Source organism: Pseudomonas sp. N40(2020), from assembly GCF_014472415.1.
GTDB lineage: Bacteria > Pseudomonadota > Gammaproteobacteria > Pseudomonadales > Pseudomonadaceae > Aquipseudomonas.
In genome coordinates, this window is sequence record NZ_JACSZV010000058.1 from 25203 (window position 1) to 32332 (window position 7130).

The following is a 7130-nucleotide window of genomic DNA, read 5'->3' on the forward strand; positions in this document are numbered from 1 at the left end:
CCTTTTTTGCTGTTGGGTTTTGGCTGCACCTGCTGGGCCGTTGGCGGCTGAGTAAGGTGAGTACTTCAAATTCCGGTGTAACTGAAAAGCAGGCTCAAATGCTCCAGCGAGCACTCAACAAACGTTCGTTCAACAGGCCCGGCTCCAGCGGTTTAGGCCGGCGGGCCATGGCGCTGACAAACTGCTCCAGCGCTTCATGCAGACGCTGCTCCAGCGCCGGGGCCAGTTGTGCCGCGGCACTGCCTTCGCCATACGCGATCTGGCTGTCCTCGGCAAAAATCCCTTGCAGCATTTCCTGGGCTTTCAATGCCGACAGCACAGGCTTGAGGGCGTAATCGACCACCAGCATGTGGGCGATGCTGCCGCCGGTGGCCATCGGCAAAACAATCTTGTGGCTCAAGGCACGCTCGGGCAGCAGGTCCAGCAGAGTCTTCAGGGCGCCGGAGAACGAAGCCTTGTAAACCGGCGTGGCGATCAGCAGGCCATCGGCGCTTTCAATCTGAGCGAGCAGGTCGAGCACCTTGGGGCTGTCGAAACGGGCGTGGAGCAAATCCTCGGCTGGGAAGTCCCGCACCTGATAACTCACCACTTCCACCCCTTGCTCCTGCAACCAGCGTTGCGAGCGCTCCAGCAACACCCCGGATCGGGAGCGTTGGCTAGGACTGCCACCGAGTGAGACAACCAGCATTCAGACGATTCCTTGAGCGTTACAGGCGATTCGCGGGTTGCGATCTCGCTTCGATGGGAGTGACCTTACCAGTTGATTTATATATCCATAAATCATATTTATTCATTTAGTTATGCATTTTAGAGATATACGTTCTACTTTTTTTCGGGCGAAAAAAAGGCCGTCGAAACGGCCCGAAATCCCCTGCTTTGTGGCTACACGCTGATCGTTCCCACGTCGAGGCGTCAAACCGTCTGCGTGGGGATGAATCCATGGACGCTCCGCGTTCACTGTGACGCGGAGCGTCACGGGCGGCATTCCCACGCGGAGCATGGGAACGACCGCCTCAAAAGGTTATTTGTTCGGCTGCGGCGTCAGGCGCAGATACGGCTTCACCGCGCGATACCCCTTTGGAAAGCGTTTCTTGATCTCTTCCTCATCCTTGAGCGACGGCACGATCACCACCTCCTCACCGTCCTGCCAGTTGGCCGGCGTGGCCACTTTGTAGTTGTCGGTGAGTTGCAGCGAATCGATCACCCGCAGGATCTCGTGGAAGTTGCGCCCGGTGCTCGCCGGGTAGGTGATGGTCAGGCGAATCTTCTTGTTGGGATCGATCACGAACAGCGAACGCACGGTGAGGGTGTCGTTGGCATTCGGGTGGATCAGGTCGTAAAGATCGGAAACCTTGCGATCGGCATCAGCCAGGATCGGGAAGTTGACGATCGTGTTCTGGGTTTCATTGATGTCTTCGATCCACTTGTGGTGCGAGTCCACCGGGTCGACCGACAGCGCGATGGCTTTGACGCCGCGCTTGCTGAACTCATCCTTGAGCTTGGCGGTAAAACCCAGCTCGGTGGTGCACACCGGGGTGAAGTCCGCCGGGTGGGAGAACAGCACGCCCCAGCTATCGCCCAGCCATTCGTGGAAGCGAATCTTGCCGGCGCTGGAGTCTTGTTCGAAATCGGGGGCGATGTCGCCGAGTCTGAGGCTCATGGTGCTGCTCCTGATGAGTGGTTGGAGACCTCAACTGTAGCTTGGCTTTTGATATTCTGAAAAAGAATAAATAAATAGATATCTAGATCTTTAAAGAATATTAAAGATCTGTTCACTGGACGCCCGGCCGCATCCCGACGAACATCGGTCGCAAGGTTCGAGAAGGCCTTGAGTTGCTGTAAAGAGGGAAATTCGGGGAGGGCTTACGGGGGTGGGCCTGACCCGAAAACGCAAAAGCCCCGTCCGGCGCGATGCCGGACGGGGCTTTTTTTATATCAACGAATCGAGACGCGCTATTACAGCAGCGGGATCGAGTAGCTGACGATCAGGCGGTTTTCATCCTGGTCGCGTTGACCCGGAATGTCGTTGCGCCACATGGCGTTTTTCCACATCACGCCAACGTTTTTCAGCGGGCCTTCTGGTACGACGTAACCGATGGTGAAGTCGCGTTCCCACTCGGTTTTGTCGCCGGTAGCGTTATCGATGTTGTCACCACGCAGATAAACCACACCAGCGGTCAGGCCAGGTACACCTACTTTGGCGAAATCATACGAGTAGCGGCCTTGCCAAGTGCGCTCGCCAGCACGGCCGAACTTCTGGATTTGCATATCGGTAATGGTGTAGTTGGACGAACCGTCGCCTTGGTTCAGCCAAGGGAAGTCGCTGTCGCCATTGCTGACTTGATAGCCACCGCCAAATGTGTGGCCAGCAACGGTGTACAAGAACAAGCCGCTGTACAGGTTGTTGTCAACTTTACCTTTGGTGATCGCGCCACCGTAGTAACCGTTGGTGAAATAGGCGCTGTCGTGGCCGTTGGCACCATCGTCACGGCTGTTGAAGTAACGGAAGTCAGACTTCAACACGCCCGGACCGATTGCCCAGTTGTGTACCAGACCCAGGAAGTGTTGCTTGTAGAAGTCTTCCAGATTGCCGTAGTAGTACTGGGCAGTCAGGTCCTTGGTGATCTTGTAGTCACCACCGGCATAGATGAACTTGTTGCTGTTGGCGATACGCGGGCTCGCGCCACCGACGGACAGGTTTTCGTTGCTGCTGGAGTTACGCCCCTTCACAGCTTCGATCTGACCACCGACCAGAGTCAGGTCCTTGATATCGTTCGAAGTGATCTGACCACCTTGCCAGGTTTGCGGCAAAAGACGACCGTCGTTAGTCACGATCACTGGCAGTTTCGGTTGCAGGGTGCCTAATTTCAGTTCGGTCTGGGAGATCTTGGCTTTGGCAGTCAGGCCCAGGCTGGAGTAGTTATCAACCGCTTCGCCGTTGGACTTGCTTGGAAAAACAGTACCACCGTAAGCAGCACCGTTGGCGGCGCCGTTAGTGCCACCACCGGAATCCAAGCGCACGCCCAGCAGGCCGATAGCGTCGATACCGAAACCTACGGTGCCTTGGGTATATCCGGAAATGAAGCGAAGATCGAAGCCTTGGCCCCATTCTTCATTCTTGCTCTGAACCCCCCTGGCTTTGTTGGCAGGTGTGCCAGCTGCGCCATCACGGTTATCAGTGTTGATGTAGAAGTTACGCAGCCCCAAAGTTGCCTTGCTGTCTTCGATGAAACCGGCGGCGCCTGCCTGCTGCGCCATAACCCCTACGGCCACAGCCAGGGCCAAGGTGGACTTGTTCATGTATCGCTCCTCTCGTTTCTAATTTTTTGCTTTTTTTACTGTCGGTTCCGGATCTATTGCCCGAAATCCTGAACGCTTGATCGCGACGGACCGTTTACCCCCAGTCAAAGCCGCGAAAGGATACCCCGGCATAGTCCTTAAAAGAATTGTTTCACTCTTTTTCAGAGCGTCGAGGCATATATATAGGCATCGCAGATTGGAGGTATCGGCTTCAGCCCCGATTCCTGAACCCTTTAGATTGTCGAGGGACAAAAATGCCAAAACACCGCAATGACTTGTGAGCGCTGGACGGGTCTACTTTAGTCTTTCGACGGAGAACATAAAAAGAATAAAAAAAGCCATAAGACTTAAATTTTGGAATATAGAAAAATGCGCAAAAAAAAAAACCTTGCCGAGAGGCAAGGTTTTTTTCAGCTTTTGTTACAGGAAGCTGTAGGTGTAGTTGAAGATCAGGCGGGTCTGATCCTGATCGGCAATATTGATTTCGCTACCGCGATAAACACCATTGCGCAATGTCACACCAAAACCTTTGAGAGCACCCTGTTGAATGGTGTAATCGATACGCATGTCTCGTTCCCACTCGGACATGTCGCTACCTGAACCGTTCGTTGCCTTGATGTTGTCGCCATACAGGTAAGCGACCGAAGCTTTGAGGCCCGGTACACCCAGCCCTGCGAAGTCATAGGAGTACTGGCCGAAGGTCGTGTTTTCACCGGCACGGACGAAACCGTTAATCATGGAGTCGGTGAACAGGTAGAAGCTTGCGCCACCGGCACCCTCTGGGCGACCGTTCCCATCAACCACGTTGCCTTGGTTCAGGTAAACGAAGCCACCGTCATCGTTGACGCGTTGATGGCCGAGCAAGAAGGCGTTGCCACCCAAGGTGTAAGTGAACATGGCGCTCCAGGTCTTGTTATCGACCTCGCCAGGGGTCTTGGCATAACCACCGTTGTTATTGAAGCGATAGCCTGCGTCGCCGTTCTTGCCATCAGAGCTGCTGTCGAAATAGCGGATGTCAGTCTTGAACGATTGGTTGGTACTGATCGGAAGGACGTGCACCAGGCCGAAGAAGTTCTGCTTGTAATAATCCTGCAGGTTCGAGTGGTAGTACTGCAGGGTCAGGTCTTTGGTGACCTTCCAGTCAGCACCGGCATAGCGGAACTGATTGCTGTCCTGAGTACCACCGGCCACTGCGAGACCGGTGCTGTTTGTCGAGGCACGACCCACTGCATGCTCGAGTTGACCAGCATTGAAGGTGACGTTGTCGATTTCCTTGGAGGTGATCGTGCCACCCTCGAAGGTTTGAGGCAGCAGACGGCTATCGTTCGCAACCAGAATCGGCAAGCTAGGTTGCAGCGCGCCACCCAGGTGAGCTTCTGTCTTGGACAGACGTGCCTTGACGTTACCCGCTACGCGGCTCCAGGACTGCGTTGCCGAACCGTCAGAATCACTTGGGCTGAACGAGTTATTGTCTGGGTGGTGCCCACGGCCACCATCAAGGTGAATACCGCTAAGCGCCTGCACATCAAGACCAAAACCGACCGTACCTTGAGTGAAACCGGACAAGTAATCAAACTTGAAGCCCTGCGCGGCTTCTCTCTGATCTGCGCCGCCATCACGGTTGTCGTTGTTGAAATACATGGTGCGGGAACTCAGGGAAGCCTTGCTGTCTTCGATGAAACCCGCGGCACCTGCCTGCTGCGCCAATACCCCAAAGGCCACAGCCACGGCCAAGGTGGACTTATTCATTGTCAAGCTCCTCTCGTTTCTAATTATTGTTTGCCTGGCCCGGATCGATGCCCGGGTTCCAAAGGTCAGCGATTAGCGCCAGAGCGTGACCCACAAGTCAATCGTAACTTTGTGTGTCTACGACCATAGTCTAATCTCCGGTTTTTTGGTCCATGCAGGTTCATGAGTTCGTCATGAATCTGAAAAGAATGAACACCTTCTTTTCTAATACCCTTTAGGAATTTGGCCCCGTATTTGCGCGCTCTGGGGCTCCCCACAACAACGCACCGGTCAATTCCTGAAAAGTATTAAGCTGCCCTGTTTAGACCCATTTGCCCTGAAGCAATCCTGTAACAGTTCCATCACCCCAGCAGCCAGCCCGGGGCACTATCCGGATCAATTGTTACAGTTTGTGTGTCGGCAGATTTTTTGCGCGCACGGCGCAGCCGCCGTTCTTGCCGGAATGCAACCAGTCATTCCAGTCGTGGTTTTCAGCGATGGGGAATCAGAAGGAGAGGTTCAGATTGGAATGCACAACCGGTGTCGCGATGTGGGGACCTTGCAGCCTGCCCCCACTCGCCACGCCTTGATGAATCAAAGGGTTTTTTCGAAGATCTTCGAATTACGCTGATAGTTGTACAGCGAAGCCCGCGCCGCTGGCAGGCGTTCAACGCTGCTCGGTTCGAACCCGCGCTCACGGAACCAGTGCGCGGTGCGGGTGGTGAGGACGAACAGCGTCTTCAAGCCCTGAGCCCGGGCACGGGTTTCGATACGCTCCAGCAATTCATCCCCACGACCGCCATGGCGGTACTCCGGGTTCACCGCCAGACAGGCCAGCTCCCCCGCGTCCGAATCGGCAATCTGATACAGCGCCGCACAGGCGATGATCATGCCTTCACGCTCGACCACGCTGAACTGCTCGATCTCGCGCTCCAGCACTTCGCGCGAACGACGCACCAGAATCCCCTGCTCTTCCAGCGGACTGATCAGGTCGAGCAAGCCACCGACGTCTTCAATCGCCGCCTCACGCACCAGTTCGAATTGCTCCTGGGCAACCAGCGTACCGCCACCATCACGGGTGAACAGTTCGGTCAACAGCGCGCCGTCCTCGGCATAGCTGACGATGTGGCTGCGCGCCACGCCGCCACGACAAGCTTCGGCGGCGGCATCCAGCAGTTCCGCCTGATAGTTGCTGCTGCCCAGACGCTGCAAATGCGCCGGCACTTGCTGTGGACGCAGTTCGCGCACCAGCCTGCCGTTCTCGTCGATCAGACCGAGGTCAGCGCCGAACAGCAGCAGCTTGTCGGCACCCAGATCGATGGCGGCGCGGGTGGCGACGTCTTCACAGGCGAGGTTAAAAATCTCACCGGTCGGCGAGTAGCCCAGTGGCGACAGCAGCACGATGGAGCGCTCGTCGAGCAGACGATTGATGCCCTTGCGATCGACCCGACGCACTTCGCCGGTGTGGTGATAGTCGACGCCTTCAAGTACGCCGATCGGGCGCGCGGTGACGAGGTTGCCGCTGGCCACGCGCAGGCGCGAGCCCTGCATTGGCGATGAGGCCATGTCCATCGACAGCCGTGCTTCGATGGCGATGCGCAACTGGCCAACCGCGTCGATCACACACTCAAGGGTCGCGGCATCGGTGATGCGCATGCCGTGGTGGTAATGCGGGGTCAGGCCACGCGCGGCGAGGCGGGTTTCGATCTGTGGGCGCGATCCGTGGACCAGCACCAGACGCACGCCGAGACTGTGCAGCAGCACGATGTCGTGAACGATGTTACCGAAGTTCGGATGCTCCACCCCATCGCCGGGCAGCATGACGACAAAGGTGCAGTCGCGATGGGCATTAATATAAGGAGACGCGTGACGAAGCCAATTGACGTATTCGGGCATGAACCTGGGCCTGTAATAAAGAGCAGCCGGGAAAAAGGGCGAAACGGAAAACGCACAGCGGGCTGATGGTTATCGTCGGAACAGGCTTGGCGACACGCGCGCTCTCCTCATGAATACGGGTTGGGTAACCGCTAATTTAACGGCTTGCCCCTGTAGGAGCTGCCGAAGGCTGCGATCTTTTGATCTTCAAAACAAAACCAAAAGAT

General features: G+C 56.0%; 5 protein-coding genes. All 5 read right to left on the reverse strand.

Annotation, left to right across the window (positions count from 1 at the left end; all coding sequences use genetic code 11):
• Window positions 1-94: 94 nt before the first annotated feature.
• The 5 genes from ssuE to argA all read right to left on the reverse strand — a co-directional run bounded on the left by ssuE (window position 95) and on the right by argA (window position 6924).
• Window positions 95-688, reverse strand: coding sequence for an NADPH-dependent FMN reductase (gene ssuE, locus IAI51_RS25885; protein ID WP_187681057.1), 594 nt, complete (start codon window positions 686-688; stop codon window positions 95-97).
• A 333-nt stretch (window positions 689-1021) separates the two neighbouring features.
• Complete coding sequence (locus IAI51_RS25890) at window positions 1022-1660, reverse strand: peroxiredoxin (protein WP_187681058.1); 639 nt, start codon at window positions 1658-1660, stop codon at window positions 1022-1024.
• 296 nt (window positions 1661-1956) lie between these two features.
• Window positions 1957-3300, reverse strand: coding sequence for an OprD family porin (locus IAI51_RS25895; RefSeq protein ID WP_187681059.1), 1344 nt, complete (start codon window positions 3298-3300; stop codon window positions 1957-1959).
• Window positions 3301-3720: 420 nt separating this feature from the next.
• On the reverse strand, window positions 3721-5049 hold the full coding sequence (locus IAI51_RS25900; RefSeq protein ID WP_187681060.1) for an OprD family porin: 1329 nt from the start codon (window positions 5047-5049) through the stop codon (window positions 3721-3723).
• A 573-nt stretch (window positions 5050-5622) separates the two neighbouring features.
• On the reverse strand, window positions 5623-6924 hold the full coding sequence (gene argA / locus IAI51_RS25905) for an amino-acid N-acetyltransferase (protein WP_095186912.1): 1302 nt from the start codon (window positions 6922-6924) through the stop codon (window positions 5623-5625).
• Window positions 6925-7130: the final 206 nt, after the last annotated feature.